Source organism: Streptomyces sp. CA-179760 (assembly GCF_050937045.1).
Classification (GTDB): domain Bacteria; phylum Actinomycetota; class Actinomycetes; order Streptomycetales; family Streptomycetaceae; genus Streptomyces.
In genome coordinates this window covers 5,195,632-5,212,750 of sequence record NZ_JBNJLZ010000001.1, presented here as the reverse complement: position 1 = coordinate 5,212,750, position 17,119 = coordinate 5,195,632, and the positions used below count along the sequence as shown (strand labels likewise).

The 17,119-nt window shown below is 67.4% G+C and carries 22 protein-coding genes, 1 tRNA gene and 1 pseudogene; 7 read left to right on the top strand and 17 right to left on the bottom strand.

Annotation, left to right across the window (positions count from 1 at the left end; translation table 11 throughout):
- Window positions 1–19: 19 nt before the first annotated feature.
- The 3 genes from ACQEV8_RS23600 (at window position 20) to ACQEV8_RS23590 (ending at window position 4,198) form a co-directional block, all read left to right on the top strand.
- On the top strand, window positions 20–1,453 hold the full coding sequence (locus ACQEV8_RS23600) for an FG-GAP-like repeat-containing protein (protein ID WP_432963402.1): 1,434 nt from the start codon (window positions 20–22) through the stop codon (window positions 1,451–1,453).
- An 81-nt stretch (window positions 1,454–1,534) separates the two neighbouring features.
- Entirely contained in the window at window positions 1,535–2,569 is a 1,035-nt protein-coding gene (locus ACQEV8_RS23595; protein WP_432963399.1) for a Yip1 family protein, read from the top strand.
- Window positions 2,570–2,764: 195 nt separating this feature from the next.
- Entirely contained in the window at window positions 2,765–4,198 is a 1,434-nt protein-coding gene (locus ACQEV8_RS23590; RefSeq protein WP_432963396.1) for a recombinase family protein, read from the top strand.
- Between the two features lie 139 nt (window positions 4,199–4,337).
- Here ACQEV8_RS23590 and repSA read toward each other — a convergent pair whose 3' ends face one another.
- From repSA to ACQEV8_RS23530, 12 genes are all read right to left on the bottom strand, one after another.
- Window positions 4,338–5,756 carry a replication initiator protein RepSA gene (gene repSA / locus ACQEV8_RS23585; protein ID WP_432963393.1) on the bottom strand — a complete coding sequence of 473 codons (1,419 nt, stop codon included), beginning with the start codon at window positions 5,754–5,756 and terminating at the stop codon, window positions 4,338–4,340.
- Window positions 5,753–5,923, bottom strand: coding sequence for a hypothetical protein (locus ACQEV8_RS23580; protein ID WP_388328401.1), 171 nt, complete (start codon window positions 5,921–5,923; stop codon window positions 5,753–5,755). Before ACQEV8_RS23580 ends, repSA begins: the two co-directional genes overlap by 4 nt.
- A gap of 5 nt (window positions 5,924–5,928) precedes the next feature.
- Window positions 5,929–6,108 (bottom strand): hypothetical protein, encoded by a 180-nt coding sequence (locus ACQEV8_RS23575; RefSeq protein WP_432963390.1) that lies wholly within the window; start codon window positions 6,106–6,108, stop codon window positions 5,929–5,931.
- 93 nt (window positions 6,109–6,201) lie between these two features.
- Window positions 6,202–6,435: a hypothetical protein gene (locus ACQEV8_RS23570; RefSeq protein WP_432963387.1), complete on the bottom strand. Its 234-nt coding sequence runs from the start codon at window positions 6,433–6,435 to the stop codon at window positions 6,202–6,204.
- A 1-nt stretch (window position 6,436) separates the two neighbouring features.
- On the bottom strand, window positions 6,437–6,751 hold the full coding sequence (locus tag ACQEV8_RS23565; RefSeq protein WP_432963384.1) for a SpdD protein: 315 nt from the start codon (window positions 6,749–6,751) through the stop codon (window positions 6,437–6,439).
- A gap of 14 nt (window positions 6,752–6,765) precedes the next feature.
- Window positions 6,766–6,921, bottom strand: a complete 156-nt coding sequence (locus ACQEV8_RS23560) for a hypothetical protein (protein ID WP_432963381.1) — start codon at window positions 6,919–6,921, stop codon at window positions 6,766–6,768.
- 11 nt (window positions 6,922–6,932) lie between these two features.
- A complete protein-coding gene (locus tag ACQEV8_RS23555; RefSeq protein ID WP_382837576.1) occupies window positions 6,933–7,121 on the bottom strand; it encodes a mobile element transfer protein in 189 nt (62 codons plus the stop codon).
- Window positions 7,122–7,141: 20 nt separating this feature from the next.
- Window positions 7,142–7,807, bottom strand: a complete 666-nt coding sequence (locus ACQEV8_RS23550; RefSeq protein WP_432963377.1) for a DUF2637 domain-containing protein — start codon at window positions 7,805–7,807, stop codon at window positions 7,142–7,144.
- Between the two features lie 75 nt (window positions 7,808–7,882).
- On the bottom strand, window positions 7,883–8,047 hold the full coding sequence (locus tag ACQEV8_RS23545) for a hypothetical protein (protein WP_432963374.1): 165 nt from the start codon (window positions 8,045–8,047) through the stop codon (window positions 7,883–7,885).
- Between the two features lie 5 nt (window positions 8,048–8,052).
- The gene (locus ACQEV8_RS23540; protein WP_432963371.1) at window positions 8,053–8,244 is read right to left on the bottom strand and encodes a hypothetical protein; all 192 of its coding nucleotides are present in this window, start codon (window positions 8,242–8,244) and stop codon (window positions 8,053–8,055) included.
- A gap of 81 nt (window positions 8,245–8,325) precedes the next feature.
- Window positions 8,326–9,666 (bottom strand): FtsK/SpoIIIE domain-containing protein, encoded by a 1,341-nt coding sequence (locus ACQEV8_RS23535; protein ID WP_432963368.1) that lies wholly within the window; start codon window positions 9,664–9,666, stop codon window positions 8,326–8,328.
- A gap of 2 nt (window positions 9,667–9,668) precedes the next feature.
- Window positions 9,669–10,001: a hypothetical protein gene (locus tag ACQEV8_RS23530; RefSeq protein ID WP_432963365.1), complete on the bottom strand. Its 333-nt coding sequence runs from the start codon at window positions 9,999–10,001 to the stop codon at window positions 9,669–9,671.
- 159 nt (window positions 10,002–10,160) lie between these two features.
- Between ACQEV8_RS23530 and ACQEV8_RS23525 the strand changes: the two genes are divergently transcribed.
- Both ACQEV8_RS23525 and ACQEV8_RS23520 read left to right on the top strand, forming a co-directional pair.
- The gene (locus ACQEV8_RS23525; RefSeq protein ID WP_432963362.1) at window positions 10,161–10,934 is read left to right on the top strand and encodes a GntR family transcriptional regulator; all 774 of its coding nucleotides are present in this window, start codon (window positions 10,161–10,163) and stop codon (window positions 10,932–10,934) included.
- Complete coding sequence (locus ACQEV8_RS23520) at window positions 10,931–11,494, top strand: GNAT family N-acetyltransferase (protein ID WP_432963359.1); 564 nt, start codon at window positions 10,931–10,933, stop codon at window positions 11,492–11,494. Before ACQEV8_RS23525 ends, ACQEV8_RS23520 begins: the two co-directional genes overlap by 4 nt.
- Before the next feature lie 430 nt (window positions 11,495–11,924).
- On the opposite strand, the gene ACQEV8_RS23515 is transcribed toward ACQEV8_RS23520, so the two are convergent.
- The 4 genes from ACQEV8_RS23515 to dcd all read right to left on the bottom strand — a co-directional run bounded on the left by ACQEV8_RS23515 (window position 11,925) and on the right by dcd (window position 15,045).
- Entirely contained in the window at window positions 11,925–13,010 is a 1,086-nt protein-coding gene (locus tag ACQEV8_RS23515; protein WP_432963356.1) for a helix-turn-helix domain-containing protein, read from the bottom strand.
- Between the two features lie 27 nt (window positions 13,011–13,037).
- Window positions 13,038–13,721, bottom strand: coding sequence for a hypothetical protein (locus ACQEV8_RS23510; RefSeq protein ID WP_432963353.1), 684 nt, complete (start codon window positions 13,719–13,721; stop codon window positions 13,038–13,040).
- A gap of 197 nt (window positions 13,722–13,918) precedes the next feature.
- Window positions 13,919–14,428: a phosphoribosyltransferase gene (locus tag ACQEV8_RS23505; protein ID WP_432972937.1), complete on the bottom strand. Its 510-nt coding sequence runs from the start codon at window positions 14,426–14,428 to the stop codon at window positions 13,919–13,921.
- Window positions 14,429–14,469: 41 nt separating this feature from the next.
- Window positions 14,470–15,045: a dCTP deaminase gene (gene dcd, locus ACQEV8_RS23500; RefSeq protein ID WP_432963350.1), complete on the bottom strand. Its 576-nt coding sequence runs from the start codon at window positions 15,043–15,045 to the stop codon at window positions 14,470–14,472.
- A 550-nt stretch (window positions 15,046–15,595) separates the two neighbouring features.
- Between dcd and ACQEV8_RS23495 the strand changes: the two genes are divergently transcribed.
- Together ACQEV8_RS23495 and ACQEV8_RS23490 are read left to right on the top strand one after the other, a co-directional pair.
- A tRNA-Gly gene (locus tag ACQEV8_RS23495) sits at window positions 15,596–15,669 on the top strand.
- A gap of 104 nt (window positions 15,670–15,773) precedes the next feature.
- Window positions 15,774–16,113, top strand: a pseudogene (locus ACQEV8_RS23490) (DUF1152 domain-containing protein); the annotation flags it as partial.
- 252 nt (window positions 16,114–16,365) lie between these two features.
- Here ACQEV8_RS23490 and ACQEV8_RS23485 read toward each other — a convergent pair.
- Window positions 16,366–17,010, bottom strand: a complete 645-nt coding sequence (locus ACQEV8_RS23485) for a LysE family translocator (protein ID WP_432963347.1) — start codon at window positions 17,008–17,010, stop codon at window positions 16,366–16,368.
- Window positions 17,011–17,119: the final 109 nt, after the last annotated feature.

Sequence of the window (17,119 nt, the reverse complement as noted above, 5' to 3'; positions counted from 1 at the left end):
CACCAGGAGGAACAACCGCATGCGCAGGCACACCGCGGCCACCCTCAGCGCCGCCGCCCTGCTGGCCGCCGGCCTCACCCCGCTCACCCTGGCCGGCCCCGCCTCCGCGGCGCCCGCGAAGTTCGCCGACGACTTCAACGGCGACGGCTACCGCGACCTCGCCGCCGCCGCGCCCTACACCCCGGTCGGCGGCAAGAGGGACGCGGGCGCCGTCGTCATCACCTACGGCTCCGCGAACGGCATCAGCGCCGCCCGCCGTACCGTCCTCACCCAGGACACGGCCGGCATCCCCGGCACCGCCGAGGAGGGCGACCGCTTCGGCAGGGCCCTCACCTCCGGCGACCTGAACAGCGACGGATACGCCGACCTGGTGATCGGCAGCACCGGCGAGGACGTCGGCTCCGATGCCGACGGCGGCTCCGTCACCGTCGTCTGGGGCGGCAAGAGCGGCCTGTCCGGCGGCCGGGGCATCCCCGACCCTGCCGTGGCGGCCCACGACGAGTACGGCATGTCCCTCGCCGTCGGCGACTTCACCGGGGACGGCCGGGCCGACCTCGCCGTCGGCAGCACCGGCAGCGACATCTGGATCCACGAGGGCATCGCCAAGACCTCCGGCTCGGGCTCCCACCACGAGCTCGCCAGCGGCCTGAGAGGCGGTGCCGGCCTCGCCGGTGCCCAGAGCCTCACCGCCGGCGACATCGACGGCGACGGCACCGACGACCTGGTGGCCACCGGCAGCGAGGAGTCCACATACGAGGACGGCGCCATGGTCTACCTCGGCTCCGCCTCCGCCCTGACCCGCCAGACGTTCCTGAAGAGCGGCGGCTGGGAGCTGGCCGCCGTCGGCGACCTGAACGGCGACGGCTACGACGATGTCGTCACGGCGGACTACGGCGGCGACGCCAAGAGCCTCGGCGGCTCGGTCAGCGCCTGGCTCGGCAGCGCCACCGGCGTCCGCACCAGCCCCCAGACGACGATCGACCAGGACACCCCCGGCGTCCCCGGCGCGGACGAGGAGGACGACTGGTTCGGCAACGACCTCTCCATCGCCGACGTCAACGGCGACGGCTACGGCGACCTGGCCGTCGGCACGATCCACGAGGACGTCGGCACCGCGAACATCGCCGGCAGCGTCACCGTGCTGCGCGGCACGGCATCCGGCCTGACCACCAAGGGCGCGACGTCGTACACCCAGAACACGGAGGGCGTCCCCGGCACCGCCGAGTCCGCCGACCGCTTCGGCGCGTCCGTACGCCTGTCCGACCTCACCGGCGACGGCAAGGCGGACCTCTCCGTGGGCTCCGACGGCGAGAACCACCCCTCCGGCTCCCTCTACAGCCTGCGCGGCTCGGCCGCGGGCGTGATCACGAAGAACGCGATCAGCTTCGGCCCGGGCTCCCTGGGCATGTCGACGACGGACTATCTGAGGCTGGGCCAGGACATGCTGCGCTGACCCCGCGGTGCGGGGCCCCGGGGGCCCTGGGGCAGAACCCTGACAACCCATGAGTTCCTGAAGGGGCTTACCCCTTAAGGGATGTCACAGCTCGGCCGCAAAGCCGGGCCCGGAACCCCGGGCCCGGCCCGCCACCGCCCGGGACCAGGTACGTTCGAAGACGTGGCTGGATTCAGGATCGGACGCGGCCGGAACAACGGCGCTCCTCAGACGCGACCGCATAACCCCCCGCACGGGCAGCAGCAGACGCCACAGGGACCGTCGTACGGTTACCCGCCGGCGCCTCAGCCGTACCCGCAGCAGCAGCCGTACGGCAACGGCGGCGGCCCCACCTGGCCGCAGGCGAACGCCGGGCCCGGCGGCGGCCCCGGCGGCCCCGGTGGCGGCTACGGCGGCCAGGGCGAGCCGGAGTACTTCGGCGACGGCGCGTACCCGCCCGGCCCCCAGGGCCCGCCGGACCCGTACGCGGCGAACAACCCGGGCCACACCCAGGCCTTCTCGGTCGGCGAGGACCCCTACAACCAGGGCGACATCTACCGCGCCGGCGCGGCGCCCGCGCCGTCCGGCCCGGTCGGCCCGCGCCTGCACTGGAAGGCCCTGCTGCGGGGGATCGTCCTCTCCCCCAACCAGACGTTCCTCCAGATGCGCGACTACTCGATGTGGGGCCCGGCCCTCATCGTCACGCTCCTCTACGGCCTGCTCGCGGTCTTCGGCTTCGACGGCGCCCGCGCGGACGCCATAAACGCCACACTGTCGAACGCGGTCCCGATCGTCCTGACCACGGCCGTCGCGATGGCGCTCAGCGCGTTCGTCCTGGGCGTGGTCACCCACACCCTGGCCCGCCAGCTCGGCGGCGACGGCGCCTGGCAGCCCACGGTCGGCCTGTCCATGCTGATCATGTCCCTCACGGACGCGCCCCGCCTGGTCTTCGCGATGTTCGCCGGCGGCGACGCGACGTTCGTACAGCTCCTGGGCTGGGCCACCTGGATCGCGGGCGGCGCCCTCCTGACCCTCATGGTCAGCCGCTCCCACGACCTGCCCTGGCCGAAGGCGCTCGGCGCGTCGGCGATCCAGCTGATCGCACTGCTGTCGATCGTGAAGCTGGGCACGGTCTGAGGTTCCGCGCGCATGAGAAAGGGGCTCCCGGAGGAGCCCCTTTTTGCCGCCCGTCAGGCGTCGAGGATCTGCTGCCCGTCAGGCGTCGAGGATCTGCCCGGCCCGCCGCACCACCGGTGGCTCAACGGACCAGGCTGACTTGACCGAATGATGATAGTAGTCTGACCCTGCTCAGAAGGCAGGGGGAGGCCGCTTGTGGCACGCAAGGTAGGGGTCTACACCCGGATCTCACGGGACGACGAGGGCGAGGCCCTGGGCGTCGCCCGGCAGCAGAAGGACTGCGAGCGCCTCGCGGATCTCCGGTCGTGGCAGGTCGTGAAGTCCTACGAGGACAACGACGTGTCCGCGTTCAAGCGCAACGTGGTGCGTGACGAGTTCGAGCTGATGTTGACGGACCTCCGCGCCGGCCTGATTGACGGCATCGTGGCCTACGACCTGGACCGGCTTGCCCGGCAGCCCCGGGACCTGGAACGCCTCATCGAGATCTTCGACGACCGCCCCCGCCTGGAGTTCGCCACCGTCACGAACGACATCAACATTGGATCACCGGACGGCCGCACCATGGCCCGGATCATGGTGGCGTTCGCCAACAAGTCGTCGCATGACTCCTCACGCCGGATCAAGCGCAAGCACCTGGAGCTGGCACAGCAGGGCAGGGACAGCGGCGGGCCAGCGCCGTACGGATGGCAGAAGGATGACCGGACCAAGGTCGACCCCAAGGCAGCCGAGGCCATCCGCGACGCACAGCGCGAGATCCTTGCCGGAGTCCGCATCGGAACCATCCGGAGCCGGTGGCAGGAGCAGGGCCTGGGCAACCCGCGGGCAGGTACGAAGCGCATGGCCCACCACCACGTGGAGCACATCCTGACGAGCCCGAGACTGGTCGGCTACCGGACCTATCACGGCGAGATCCTGCAGGGGGACGACGGCCAGCCGATCAAGGGGGACTGGGAGCCGATCAACACCCTGGAGGAGTGGGAAGCAGTCTGCGCGGCGGTCGCCGAGCGGAAGCAGCAACGCCCCGGTAGGTCACTCGCGCGCAAGTACCTGCTCTCTGGCATCGCTCGCTGCGGGCTATGCAAGACCAAGATCCGAGGACAGAACAACCCACAGTGGGAGCCAGGGTCGAAGGCCTCCCGGTACAAGTACCAGTGCTCAGTGGTGAACGGCGGCTGCGGCAAGGTCGCCCGCGTCGGCGAACCGGTCGACAGGCTGATAGCTCAGCTCGTACTGGAAGAGCAGCGTGCACGTGCGGCGGTCACAGCGGTCCCGCTTGAGCAACGGTGGCCGAAGGAAGACGAGTTGGAGCAGGTCACCCAGGACATTGCTCAACTCGTGGAGGCCGAGCGCGCCAAGCAGATCACGGTAGCGACCCTCTTGCAGCTCCTGCCGGCCAAGGAGCGGTCGCGCGACGAGCTGAAACTAGAGCGGGCCCGCTTCTACAAGGAGCAGAAGCAGGCCGAGGCCAAGGGTGAGGCAGCGAACCTCTCCGTCGAAGAGTTCTTCGCGCTGCCGATTGAGCGTCAGCAGGAGATCGTGTTGCACAGCCTCTCCGCTGTCATCATCCATCCGGCCGGGCGCGGTCGACGGAAGTTCGATCCCAGCCTCATCGAACCTGTCTGGCCTTGACGATCAGGCCCGCCCCTGCAACACGAGCGCACGACGTACCCACTCTGTATCCCGCTCTGGGGCACGGCGAAGGTGCAGCCGAAGCCATTCGTCCGTGGTCATCACCTCACGCTTGGCCGTCGCCTTACGGGACTGCGGGCTAGCGGTCTGACTCATCAAAGGCACCTCCTGCCAGTTCTTCGCGGGCGATTTCGCGGTTGTGTTGGATGTCACGGCGGATGTTGGCGGCGAGCCAGGATTCGCCGGGGGTGTGGCCGTGGCCGGCGTAGGTCCAGTGGGCGAGGGTGAGGGTGGTTGCCTCTTCGTCGTCGGGGTCGGGCAGGCCGAGGGCTTCGCGTTGCTGGGTGGCGCGGTAGTCGGCGCGGGTCTGGCGCAGGGCGCCGAGGGTGGTGGAGTACTGGCGGGACTTCGTGGAGAAGTGACCGCGAAAGCCGAGCATGTGAGCCCAGTCCCGGAGCTTGCGGTCCGGGTAGAGCGGGTGCAGATCCAGGCAGGCTTCGATGAGCCGGCGGGGGTGGTCGGGCACGCCGAGCAGGACGAGGGCTTCCTTGTTGCCGATGCGGCGGTCGACGGTGCCGGTGGTCTCGGCTGCCTTTGTGGCGTACTTGGCGACGTAGGAGGCGACGGCCTGTTCGGTGATCTCCTCGCCATCGCCGAAGGCGCCGATCGGCTGGACGTCGAGTTGTGTGCCCCATCGCAGGACGCGGGCGGGTCGAGTGTGGGCCGGTTCTTCGGGGATCGGCTGGTATGAAGCCGCGGGGACGTCGACCGCTACTCGAGCAGCGGCGGCATGGATGGAGTCGGTGAGTAGGTCGAGGGTGGCCCAGGCCGGCGGCGGGTCATCTGGCCCGTCGGGTCCGTCGAATCGGATCACGGCATGGAAGTGGACGGCTCCGCGCTTCTGGTACTCGGCGACCTTGCCGAAGGAGACGCGGGACTGTTCCTTTGCTGCCTTCTGGGTGAGTCCGGCCCGCTTGGCGATCTCGCGGCGCAGGTAGATCGTGAAGTAGCGCCACAGCTCGGAGGCGTGGTTGTTCCACAGCACGGCGCCGGCGTAGTCGTACGTCGTGGGGTCGAGGGGGGTGCCGAGTTCGGGGGCGTCCTCGCCGTGGTGTTGGCCGCAGCGGCAGGGCCGGTTGCCGGGGCGGTTGTGGACCGGGCCGAACGAGGGTGCGGTCAGGGTGGCGAAGACGCGGGGGTGATCGCGGATGGTGTGCGGGGTGCCCTTGGCGGGGTCGCCGACGAGTCCGGCGCGGATGAGGTGGTAGGTGTCTCCGGCGTAGGTCCAGGCGCAGGCCGGGCAGCGGGAGGCACGGCGGTTGCCGCAGGCGAGGCGGAGTCGGCCGCCGGGTTCGGTGTCGGTGGAGTAGGAGTGCAGGACCTGCCCGGTAGCAGCGTCGCGGGTGACGGTGGCGCCTTGCAGGTGGATGGGGTCGGAGCAGCCGCCGGTGCGGCGGATCTGGTCTTGGATGCGGTCGAAGCCGGGAGACCCGGCCACCCTCAGCACGTCGGCGAGGGTGGCCGGGTCCAGGCCCGCCATGGTGGCGGTGTCGGTCACGCGTCCTCCTCCTGGACGGTGTGGCGGTCGATCCAGTCCTCCGCGCAGACCTTGTGCACGGGCTTGCCCCGGTCGGAGCGCAGCGGGGTGGGCTTGGTGCAGATCACGCACGGCTTGTCGCCGCTGTGGTCGAAGTGCTCGGGCGAGCGCCAGTCGAGGAGAGCCATGACGGTCACCTCCCGGCCCGCGCGAGGGCGGAGGAGAGGCGGTAGCCGGTGCCCTTGCAGATCGGGCAGGTGACGCGGAGGGTGACGCGGGTGCCGTCGGGGTGGCGTCCGCCGGTGGTGATGGCAGCGGTGGCGAAGCCGTCGCAGTCTCGGCAGAGCGGCGTGTTCTGGGCGTGTTGGGGCATGATGGGGCTTCCCTTTCGGGTCCATTGGATCTGGATGGGTGGAGCCGTCCGGGGCGGCGGATACTTGGCGGTAGAGGCCGCCCCGGGCGGGCGTTACTTGCGGCGGTTGCGTCCGCGCGGGATGGGCGGGATGGAGTCGTAGCCCTCGCGGCCCTGCTCGAACGAGGCACGGTCGCTGTCGCTCATGCCGGACGTACCGATCTGGCGGTTGATGCGGTTGACGGTCCTGCGGTCGCCGTGGCGCTTGGCGATGGCGTACTCGCGGCCCAGTTCGGCCATCTCAGGGCTGGACGGGGTGTCGTTGTTCTTCCGGCTGAAGATGCGCATGTCAGCGGTTCCTTTCGGCGTTGAGGATCGAGCGGAGGACGACCGCGCACACGGCCACGGAGGTGGCGGTGATGGCGACCGCGAGGAGCATGGAGACCAGGACCGCGCCGACGACGAGGACCACGGCGCCACCGCCGGCGGCGAGGGCGAGCGCGCTGCCGGGGGTGAGCTGGACCGTCGGGCGGTTCGAGGCGGCGGGAGCGACCTGGACCGGGACCGGGGCTGTGCGCTGAACGGGCGCCGGGGTGTGGGTGGTCGGGGCGGTGGCCGTGCTCGGGGGTGCGGTGTCCTGGGGCGGGTACTTCGGCGTGAACACGGGGCGGTTTCCTTCTACTTGAGGACGGTTCCGAGGGCGGGGGCGAGGAAGCTGTCGGCGACGAGGTAGCCGCCGATCAGGAGCACGGCGACCAGCCACCACGGCGGGCGGGCGAGCTTGACGCCGAGCCATCCGACGATGAGCAGGGCGAGCCAGAGCGGTACGTCCATGGCGATCTCCCTCAGGCCTTGCAGCGGTGGGTGCGGGCGGCGAGTTCGGCGCCGGCGCGGGTGTCGTAGTCGGCGGCGAAGCCGCAGCCGGGGGCGGTGCAGGCGGCGGTGTGCTTGTCGCGGCCACGGCCGTCGTAGGCGGTGGCGACCTGCACGGGGCCGATGCGGATCACGTTGCGGAAGCGGCGGTTGGCGGTCACGGGCGGTTTCTCCCTTCTGGTCAGGTGAGTTGGAGTTCGGCGGCGATGGCGTCAGTCATCGAGGCGGGCAGTTGGAGCCGGGCGGACATGGCTTCGGCGGGCATCGGAGTCCCGGTGGCGGCCCGGTGGGCGTCAGCGATCTTTCGGGCGTGGTCGAGCAGCGCGGCCGGAACCGCGGGGGTGCTGACTGCGGGCGGTGGCGGGCTGGGAGCCAGCTCCGGCACGGTCGCGGCGTGGTCCGGTTCGGGGGCGGGGTCGTCGGTGCGGTGCATCTCGACTTCCGGAGCCGCCACCTCGTCCACAGCCTGTGCAGGAGTGGCCGGTTCGGTCGGCGAGTGGACCAGGAGGGTTCCGCCGAGGAAGGCCAGCGCGGGCCAGCCGGCGACGAGGATGCGCAGCCAGGCGGGCACGTGGGTCAGGTCGAGGAGTCCGGCAGTGGCGATGTTCGCGCCGAGTGAGGCGGTCAGGGCGATGACGAACCAGGTCCAGGCGGAGCGGTCGCGGCGAGCCGTGCGCAGCCGACGCCAGGCGGCGACAAGCAGCAGGTCGACACTGACCGGGTAGGCCCATGCCTTCCAGCCGGACTGTCCGGCGGCTTCGGCCAGGTCGTGCAGATGGGCGAAGGACAGCGCGCCGGCGATGACGGCCTGTACGAGTACGGCATCCGGGCGGATCGAGCGGGACACGGGGGCACCTCCCTTCAGGAGTCGGGCCAGGGGCGGGCGGCGAGAGCGGTGTCCGGCCGCCCGACCCGGCGGGTTCTAGTCGGGGGCCTGGCCGGAGCCCAGGCAGTTAAGGCAGAGGCCGGACTGTTCGCCGACGACGCGGCGCTTGCGGCCGACGCGGACGGTGCGGGAGACCTCCCCCGAGCCCTTGCACGTCGGGCACTTCGCGGGTTCCTGCGGGGCGGCCTTTGGCGTCACCATGGCGGTCACTCGCCCCCGGTGGCGGGGTCGCGGACGTAGTCGTCGGCGTGGTCGACCAGCCACGTTTCGATCTCGCGGTGCTCGTCGAAGTCGGCGGTCCGGAACACCGCTTCAGCGGTCTCGACAGCCTCAACGAACCGGGTCTGTCGAGTCAGTTCGGCCGAGCGCTCCAAGGCCCGGCGGGTGGAGTCACGCATGGGGATCACTCCGTTTTCGGCATGGCGGGGGTAGGGACATGGCGCGATGTGGTCGCGCCGACCGTGGCGGAGACGGGGGTGTTACTCGGTGACCGGACGGGGCTTGACCAGCGACTGACCAGCCGCCGGAGCGGGAGCGGGCACGTAGGGGCGGAACGGGTCGAGGAACGACAGGGCCGGGACCAGGTGGGCGAACTCCCAGCAGGTGGCGACCACTTCGTCCCGCGAGGTCTCTGGAGTGCGGATCTTCGACCAACCGCCGGAAGAGTCCGCCGCGACAGCGGTCCCGGGACGGTTCATCGGGATCAGACTCGCGGCCGGAACTGCATCCGGGGCAACGTCTGCGAGGCCCATTTCGGCGGTCTGCTTGTCGTTGACGCGGTGCACCACACGGCCGGTGAGCTGAGCACGGAGCATGGTGGCGCCCTTGCCCAGGTCGGAGCCGAAGCGCTGCCCGCAGATCTCCAGGTAGATACCGATCGCACGGGCCATCTGCGCCAGCCTGATCAGCGCGGTGACGATCCGCTCCCTGCGCTCCTCATCCTTCCTGGAGGAGATCAAGAACAGTTCCGCCACCTCGTCGACCAGGACGACCACCGGCACCGGCCGCACCTCATCGGGCAGTTCCCACAGGTCCGAGACGCCGTGACGACTCAGCAGGTCGAAGCGATCTTCCATCTCCGCGACCAGGATGCCGAGCAGGGAGGCGGCATCGTCCGGGGTAGTGACCAGCGCCGACAGGCGGGGCGCGAAGGCGGACTGTTCCACCCCGCGCTTGCAGTCGACCCCGACCAGGGCCACCGGCAGTTGCGCAAGCCCCTTGATCAGGTTGCGCTGATACATCGACTTACCGGAGTGGTTCGCCCCCAGAGTGAGAGCCATCGGGGCCTTGCGGTAGTCCCGCTCGAATGCGGTCCCGTCCTCGCGAACCGCGACCGGAACGGCCATGCCGTGCGGGCGGGCCTTGCGGGGCATGCGCACCCGGCGCAGCACGTCATAGCCGGTCATCCGCAGTTCCACGAAACCGGGCTTCGTCTCGATAACGGTCACCGAGTGGGCGCCCCATGCGTGCCGGAGCCGCTCCGAGGAAGCCATCACGTCGGCAGGCTCCAGGCCGGCCGGAAGCCGCAGGGTGACCCGCAGCCCCGTCGACGTGCCGCGTACCCGGCGGATCTTCGGCGGGACCGGCTGCACCTCACGGCGAGCGACGTTGCGAGTCATGAACGCCCGAAGACCCGACGGGTGCACCGTCAGCCCACACACGTCCATCGTCGAGCGGTACGAGAGGATGAACCGACCCCAGGTGACCGGCATCCCGACCAGCGACCAGTACACGCGCGGGGCGCGGTACTTCGCGTAGCCGAGACCACCGGCACCGGCTAAGGCTCCCGTGGCCTCCAGGGCCATCGTCAGGTCGGTCATGGTCAGGCCACCGGGGTGATCGCGACCGCGCGGAACGAGATCCCGTGCTTCTTCTGGCCGTTGAACTCGTTCTCCCAGTCACGCGCCTTCAGGCCGGTGACCTTGACCGGCATGCCCGGCGCCAGACCCTCCGGGTAACCCGTCTCCGGGACGGTCACCTGGTACAGGTTCCCCTCCCCCTCATCCGAGACCAGCAGACCCACCGTGGACAGACCCACGGCCGGGTTCTCCCGGTCCATGGCCCGCTCACCGGTCTTCTTGTTGATCAGCTTCGGCTCCGGCGCAGTCGCGACGAACACCACAGCGGTCGAAGTGTCGATCTTGAAGGACGGCATAGTCATCCCCTTGAACAGGTCAGCGTTAGGCCCATTGGACCTCTTGCTCAACTTGTTGGTACAAGCCGATACCTAGAGATTGCCCCACTGGATGTGAGCCGTCAAGCACTTTGCGCGAGCATGTACCAACAAGTTGAGCGAGTGAGTCATGATGGGTTCATGAGCAAGCAGCCGAAGTACCAGCAAGTGGCCGATGCGCTGCGGCGCGAGATCGACAAGGGCATCTACGGGCCAGGCGCACGGCTGCCATCGGAGGCTGAGCTTGCGGTTCGCTTCGAAGCTTCGCGGAACACCGTCCGGTCTGGTCTGAGCCTGCTCGTGAGCCAAGGACTCATCACGTCGAGCCAGGGCCTGGGCTACGAGGTGCGGAAGCACGAAGTCTTCGAGCTGAATGCTTCGCGTTTCGAGAACCTGACCTTCCCGCAGAACGGCGACGCTTACTCGACTGACGTCACGAACTCTGGGCGCAGGCCGCACCAGACGTTTCGAGTCGAGCTGACCACGGCCCCCGAGTACATCGCCCAGCGGTTGAAGGTGGAGACGGACTCACACTCCGTGCTTCGGTTCTGCCACCGCTTTGTCGATGATGTGCCGTGGTCGACGCAGGCGACGCACTACCCCCATTGGCTGATCCAGGAGGCGCCCCGTCTGTCCGAGCCGGGCGATGTCGCGGAGGGGACCACGCGGTACCTCGCCAGCCTAGGCATCGAGCAGATTGGGTATGCAGACGAGATCGCCACCCGGATGCCCACACCAGAGGAGGCGCACCTTCTGGAGATCGGCCCTGGAGTACCCGTTCTGCTCTGGACCCGCACGGGATACACCGCAGAGCGCCCGGTGCGCTGCACGATCACCACTTTCCGAGGCGACCTGAACCGCATGAACTACGAGATCGGCGACTTGTCCGCCCGGAATGAGAACGACGTCAAGTGAAAATCACCACCGCAACCCCTGCCGATCTGGATCAGTTGCTTGCCTTCCGTGAGGAGGCAGCCTCGTGGATCAGCGCGCTGGGCAGCGATCAATGGAGTCGGCCCTACCCGGCAGACCGCCTGTTGGTCACGATCGAGGCTGGGACTGTCTTCATGCTGAGGGACGGGGGGCGTACGGCCGGCACGGTCACCCTCACCCCGGAGGTCGAAGAGGGGTTGTGGTCGGATGAGGAGCTCGCCGAGCCCTCGATGTTCATCAACAAGTTGACTGTCGCCCGCGATTACGCAGGGCGAGACCTTGGCAGCAGGCTATTGGACTGGGCCGGCGACCGAGCGTACCGATCAGCAGCCAAGTGGATACGACTCGACGCTTGGACGACCAACCAGCGGCTCCAGCGGTACTACCTGGACCAAGGCTTCCAGCACATGAGGACCGTCCTCGAAGGCTCTGCCGTTAACGGAGGCCCGCGTGTATCGGGCTGGCTTGCCCAGCGCCCCGCCCGGCTGGCCGATCATGGCTTTGCCGACGAGACACCGAGTCCTGAACCGCTCTGGGCCTGAGCTGTTACAGGTTTCTCTACCTCATCAAGTGCCCGCGCAAGGCGCGGGCTGGCCCTGGGGGCGGCCCCCACACGCCTGCGGCGCAGGGGGCCGCCCCCTGGGCCGCAGCGAACTACGGCCCATGAGTCGATCACCGCAGAGGACGCCCCGCGGTCAAGACAATGCCTCCGGCGGGGGATCGGCCGGCACCGGGATGGAGGGGGGCGCCGTTCCCGACTGCGGGCCCGTAGTGGCGTGCGCGGGGAGCTCCCATCCCGTACGCCATCGACCCAGGCAGAGCCGAGCAGACGCGGCCCATGGCGTCCAGGTCGTTCGTACAGTGGCGCGCTCCACCTGGACGCCATGAACCACGCCCGCTCCACGGTGTGTGGGTCGACGGCGTACGGGATGGGAGCTGGGGATGTGGTGGGTTGCGGTGAGAGGGATCTATCTACACCAATCGAAGATTGGGACGGGATGAAGCGGGTGCCCCTTCCCTCTCACCCTCAAGGGCCAACGGAACCAACCCAAAGACATGCCTATTCAATTCATCAACGGTAATGTCCAGGTCATCGGCAATCTTCAACGACGAAAATCCGCCGGCCCGCAGCGCAGAGAATACCTTACTTAGAAGCTGCGAAGTCTCACGCATAATTCCGTTCGGCTCGCTACGGCGATATCCCATTTGCGAGAGCTGCTTAACGGTAGTGCGATACCCCCAATCAGTGACAAGCCCCAGATCCTTCAACCTATAGGCGAGAGCCACTGCCGCCACTTTCCACTTCTTCTTCGCGCTCAGAACTCTTTTAGTGTCTGCGCCATGGAGCATCTGAGCATAGATACCCGATCGCGGCATCAAGAAGGCAGAAGCGAATTGCTGCGCTTCCTGTTCCGCCTCTGCACCATGAGGAACTCGGTGCGCGGCATGCAAGACGAGGTGACCTAGCTCATGAGCCGCGTCGAAGCGCCCCCGCTCGCCGCTTTTTTCGAGATTGAGGAAGACGAATGGGGTTTTCTCCTTCCACCTCATCGAGAACGCATCCACAGCGGCACAATCAGCAGCCAGCGAGAACACCCGCACTCCATGCGACTCCAGCAGGTGAACCATATTTGGGATAGGCGCCTCGCCAAGCCCCCAGAGTGCGCGCACTCGTTCTGCCGCATCTTCTGGGGTGAGGTGAGGGAGTGTTGGGACGTCGGGCCCTGGCAGGGTGAACCGATCTTCCATCCACTGATTGATCTCGACCGCCAGTCGCCCGGCACTGCGCGCGGCATCCCTGTCCAACGCACTCATCTTTGAGAGTGCGCGAAAAGATAGAGCGTCCACTTCGATCTCTTCAACTTCTGACGCCGCGAAGAATGAAAGCGGTACTTCGAGAGCAGCCGCCAAGGAATCCAGAGTTTCAGGCGACGGCTGCTTGTGGCCATTCTCGAAGGCCGTAAGACTGCGCACTGAAACCCCGGATTCCTGCGCCAGCCGAGATAGCGTCATCCGCCTTCGCTTTCGCGCAAGAACTAGCCGCGAGGAAGTCAACATGACAACCATCTCCATAGGTAGTGCGGGTTAAATGGCTCCCTTGAACTCCACCGGGACCTCGACGGCCACATCTTCAACGACCTCATCCAGTCGCTTGATGTCGAACTCCGGCCCACGGAAGGGGTTTTCCGGGAGGATGATGCGCTCACGCCAGGTGTCGACGTACTTCCCATGCATCTGGACGGGCATGGAAAGCTCGAAGGAGAGGCCTTCTTTCGTCGACTTGTAGAGGAGGAACCATGTAGGCAACTCGTTCACGTCAGGAACCTCGACCCGCTGACCAGGAATCGGGAACAGCGCAAGCTGCTCCTCATTCCGCTGAACGAGCCGAGCCATGGCAGGGCCCTTGGGGTTTTTAGTTCGAATGGCACCCGACCAAGAGGCGTTCTCGTCACCCACGGGACCGGAAGCACTGACGGCCGTGATAGCGAATCGCTCAGTCGGATGAAGGCACCGAAGGATCTGCTGAGAGTTGCTGTACCCCCAACCAGCCTTCTCCTGCATCTGCTCCCGGAAGAACCGGTTGCAGCGCGACCAGAACGTGTAGCCGGCCATGCCGGGTGAGTCCAGCTCCGTAGCGAGCCGGGCCTCGGCCGACGCCTTACCCAACGGCGTGTAAATGTCGTTGGGTGCGAGCCCGAGGGTGTGCAGCCGCTGGACTGCATCATCACCGACGTGGCACACGGCTTCCATAGAGTCCTCCCCGATCATCGTTCCAAAAATTCTACCTCACTTGAGGGCGGAATTTTGGAACCGGGCTTAGTCGAACCTTAGTTCGACACGAGGCTACCGTCAAGTAACAAGGCCTCTCTTCCACCAGATTGACGCGCCGGACATGCGCATGGGCCCCGGCTCGAACCGAGGCCCAGTCACATGATTACAGGCGACGCATGGAGAATGTGTGCAGGTCAGAGCGCTTCTTTAGAAGGAGTGATCGGTTGCCCCAACTTACGTACTGGAGGCAAGACACTCCACGGGAAGTTGATCCACTCATCGGTCCGCTTCCACACGTACTCGCACTTCACCAGCGACTGGGACTTCTCGTAGACCACGGCGCTGCGTACCTCGGCGACGGTGTCGAGGCAGAAGTCGCGCACCAGCTTGAGCGTCTTGCCGGTGTCGGCGACGTCGTCGGTGATCAGCACCTTCTTCTCGGAGAAGTCGATCACGTTGGGGACGGGGGCGAGCATGACAGGCATCTCGAGGGTCGTCCCCACGCCGGTATAGAACTCCACATTCACCAGATGGATGTTCTTGCAGTCCAGGGCGTAGGCGAGCCCGCCGGCCACGAAGACACCGCCGCGGGCGATGCTGAGCACGACGTCGGGCTCGTACCCGTCGTCGGCGATGACCTGCGCGAGCTCGCGTACGGCGACCCCGAACCGCTCGTAGGTGAGATTCTCCCGCTCACCGCTCATGCTCGTGTCACTCATGCCGGGGTCGCTCATGCTGCGGTCGCTCACACCTCGGTCCGATGGAAATTGAGGAAGGACCGGGAGGCCGTCGGCCCTCGCTGCCCCTGGTACCGCGACCCGTACCGCTCGCTCCCGTAGGGGAACTCGGCGGGCGAGCTGAGCTTGAACATGCACAGCTGCCCGATCTTCATCCCCGGCCAGAGCTTGATCGGCAGGGTGGCGAGGTTGGACAGCTCCAGGGTCACATGACCGCTGAAGCCGGGGTCGATGAACCCCGCGGTGGAATGCGTCACCAGCCCCAGCCGCCCCAGCGAGCTCTTGCCCTCCAGCCGGGAGGCGAGATCGTCGGGCAGCGTGATGACCTCGTACGTACTGGCGAGGACGAACTCCCCCGGGTGCAGGATGAACGGCTCGTCACCCTCCGGCTCCACGAGCCGCGTCAGATCGCTCTGCTCGACGGAGGGGTCGATGTGGGGGTACCGGTGGTTCTCGAACACCCGGAAGTAGCGGTCCAGCCGCACATCGATGCTCGACGGCTGCACCATCGCGTCGTCAAACGGATCGATACGTACTCGTCCGGCGTCGATCTCGGCCCGGATGTCCTTGTCTGAGAGAAGCACGCCCCGAGGATACGCAAGGCGCGCGGAGCGACCACAACCGGACGACTCCGCGCGCCTTATGCCCTTTGGCTATGTCTTTGTCCGCTGTTCGCTCTGCTCGTTACCGCTCGCAGCCGCTAGCTACCGCTTCTGATAGCTGACGGGCACGACGCTCCGGAGCCGCGTACACCGCGGGCACCGGAGCAGCCGGCCGGGACCGAGTCGCTCGGCCTGCTGCATCGGGAACGAAGCGGTGGTGAACACGTGCCCATCGGCACAACGGACGACGGTGCGCTCCATCAAGTCCAAGAGTCCCTTCCCCAAGAGCCGCGTCTGGCTGGTGCTTGCCTGACGACAAAAGCCACAGTACGGGATGAAAGAGACAGCCTTCGAGGCGGCACTCCGGTCCCGCCCGGACCCTCGCCCACACCCCCACCGTACGCCCCAACTCCGGTGACCCGCAGCCGCATCCCACCCCTGAAGCGCCCTCAGGCCCCGCGGCATCAACACCGAGGGCCTGGCATGAGGTAAAGTGACGAGCGTTCGCACACCGACTCCGTCGGCGTCTTACGCGGGTGTAGTTTAATGGTAGAACATCAGCTTCCCAAGCTGAGAGCGCGAGTTCGATTCTCGTCACCCGCTCCACGAAGAAGGCCCAGGTCAGAGACCTGGGCCGTTTTGCTGTCAACCAGACTGGCGACAACTGAAACGTCAGCACAGGATCGGCCTGAAGCCCACGCTGGGCGGCCGACGAAGGCCCGACCGTCCACGAGGTCGACCTGACGAGGCGCTGAGCCGCAACCAGCTGGCCCGCGCCATCCTGACGACCGCCACCCTGGACGAGGCAGAAGCACACAGCCGCGAGATCTGCGGCTACTCGGAAATCGACTACGAGCGCAACAAGGCCGCATGGCTCAAGGACCAGCCACCAGTGCAGAACCGCGGAGTCACCCACACGACATTCCGCCGCATCACCGAGGCCCTGAACCTCACCGGCTCCCTGCGCGAAGATCTGCGCCAACTGCTCATCAACAGCCGCCTGAGCAGTACGACGCACCCCTGTGGCGCATCACATCCACGACTGGATAACAACCTTCTTCACGGGTTCAAGTGCGGCGCGCTACGTGCATGCGGGCAGAAGCAAGGAAGTCATACGCGGGCCAAGAACACGCCTCCGGCGGGGGCACTCAGGCTCCGAGATGGAGGGGGCGCCGTTCGCGGGTGCCGGCGGAGTTGTGGCGTGCGCGGGGAGCTCCCATCCCGTCTGCCATCGACCCAGGCAGACGGGATGGGAGCTGGGGTGAGTGCTCTGGCACCCACAGGTGCCACTGAACGCCGGGCTCAGGTGCTGGCAGGAGCGCGGGACAGGGCGGTGCGTAGCGCGAAGGCGCCGAGCAGGCCGCCTGCCGTGAACCGCTGGGCGGTCATGGCGCGGGGCCGGGTGGCCAGAAACCCCGACACCCGCGCTGCGCCCAGCATGATCAGAGCGTTCACGGAGAGCCCCACGATGATCTGCACACCACCAAGCTGGAGCAGTTGCCCCCAGGCCGGACCTGCATGCGGGTCCATGAACTGGGGCAGTAGGGCGGCGTACATCAGAGCGATCTTGGGGTTGAGCAGGTTGGTCAGCAACCCCATCGAGAACAGGCGGGCGTCTGAGACCGGAGGCAGATCCTGGGCCGGGGCGAACGGCGAGCTGCCGCCGGGCTTGAGCATGCCCCAGGCGAGGTAGGCCAAGTAGGCGGCCCCGGCAAGCTTGACCACCATGAACGCCACCGGCACGGCGGCGAACAGCGCGGACAGGCCCGCAGCCGCGGCCAACAGGTAGCACACGAAACCCACGGCGGTTCCACTGAGACTGACCAGGCCCGCTCTGCGGCCTTGAGTGATCGCGCGGGAGGCGAGGTGAATCATGTTCGGTCCCGGAGTCAGGGCCATGCCCAGTTCGACCAGGGCCACTCCTCCGACTGCGGTCAGAGTGATCACCGGTCAACCTCCTGGTGGTTCGTCGGGCACCTGATACGGAATGGGTCGCCCAATTGCGACGGACGGCTACGACGCATCAGCAGCGCCCGTCTCGCCTGCTGCAGAATAC

What these genes read in the sequence shown, in the direction of transcription:
- ACQEV8_RS23595 (WP_432963399.1), top strand. Translation starts at nt 1,535, where the DNA reads ATGTCACAGCTCGGCCGCAAAGCCGGGCCCGGAACCCCGGGCCCGGCC.
- ACQEV8_RS23600 (WP_432963402.1), top strand. Translation starts at nt 20, where the DNA reads ATGCGCAGGCACACCGCGGCCACCCTCAGCGCCGCCGCCCTGCTGGCC.
- ACQEV8_RS23505 (WP_432972937.1), bottom strand. Translation starts at nt 14,428, where the DNA reads ATGAGCGGTGAGCGGGAGAATCTCACCTACGAGCGGTTCGGGGTCGCC.
- ACQEV8_RS23580 (WP_388328401.1), bottom strand. Translation starts at nt 5,923, where the DNA reads ATGGCTCTCCTCGACTGGCGCTCGCCCGAGCACTTCGACCACAGCGGC.
- ACQEV8_RS23535 (WP_432963368.1), bottom strand. Translation starts at nt 9,666, where the DNA reads ATGACCGACCTGACGATGGCCCTGGAGGCCACGGGAGCCTTAGCCGGT.
- ACQEV8_RS23525 (WP_432963362.1), top strand. Translation starts at nt 10,161, where the DNA reads ATGAGCAAGCAGCCGAAGTACCAGCAAGTGGCCGATGCGCTGCGGCGC.
- ACQEV8_RS23540 (WP_432963371.1), bottom strand. Translation starts at nt 8,244, where the DNA reads ATGCGTGACTCCACCCGCCGGGCCTTGGAGCGCTCGGCCGAACTGACT.
- ACQEV8_RS23545 (WP_432963374.1), bottom strand. Translation starts at nt 8,047, where the DNA reads ATGGTGACGCCAAAGGCCGCCCCGCAGGAACCCGCGAAGTGCCCGACG.
- ACQEV8_RS23510 (WP_432963353.1), bottom strand. Translation starts at nt 13,721, where the DNA reads ATGATCGGGGAGGACTCTATGGAAGCCGTGTGCCACGTCGGTGATGAT.
- ACQEV8_RS23575 (WP_432963390.1), bottom strand. Translation starts at nt 6,108, where the DNA reads ATGCCCCAACACGCCCAGAACACGCCGCTCTGCCGAGACTGCGACGGC.
- ACQEV8_RS23560 (WP_432963381.1), bottom strand. Translation starts at nt 6,921, where the DNA reads ATGGACGTACCGCTCTGGCTCGCCCTGCTCATCGTCGGATGGCTCGGC.
- ACQEV8_RS23570 (WP_432963387.1), bottom strand. Translation starts at nt 6,435, where the DNA reads ATGCGCATCTTCAGCCGGAAGAACAACGACACCCCGTCCAGCCCTGAG.
- ACQEV8_RS23515 (WP_432963356.1), bottom strand. Translation starts at nt 13,010, where the DNA reads ATGTTGACTTCCTCGCGGCTAGTTCTTGCGCGAAAGCGAAGGCGGATG.
- ACQEV8_RS23530 (WP_432963365.1), bottom strand. Translation starts at nt 10,001, where the DNA reads ATGCCGTCCTTCAAGATCGACACTTCGACCGCTGTGGTGTTCGTCGCG.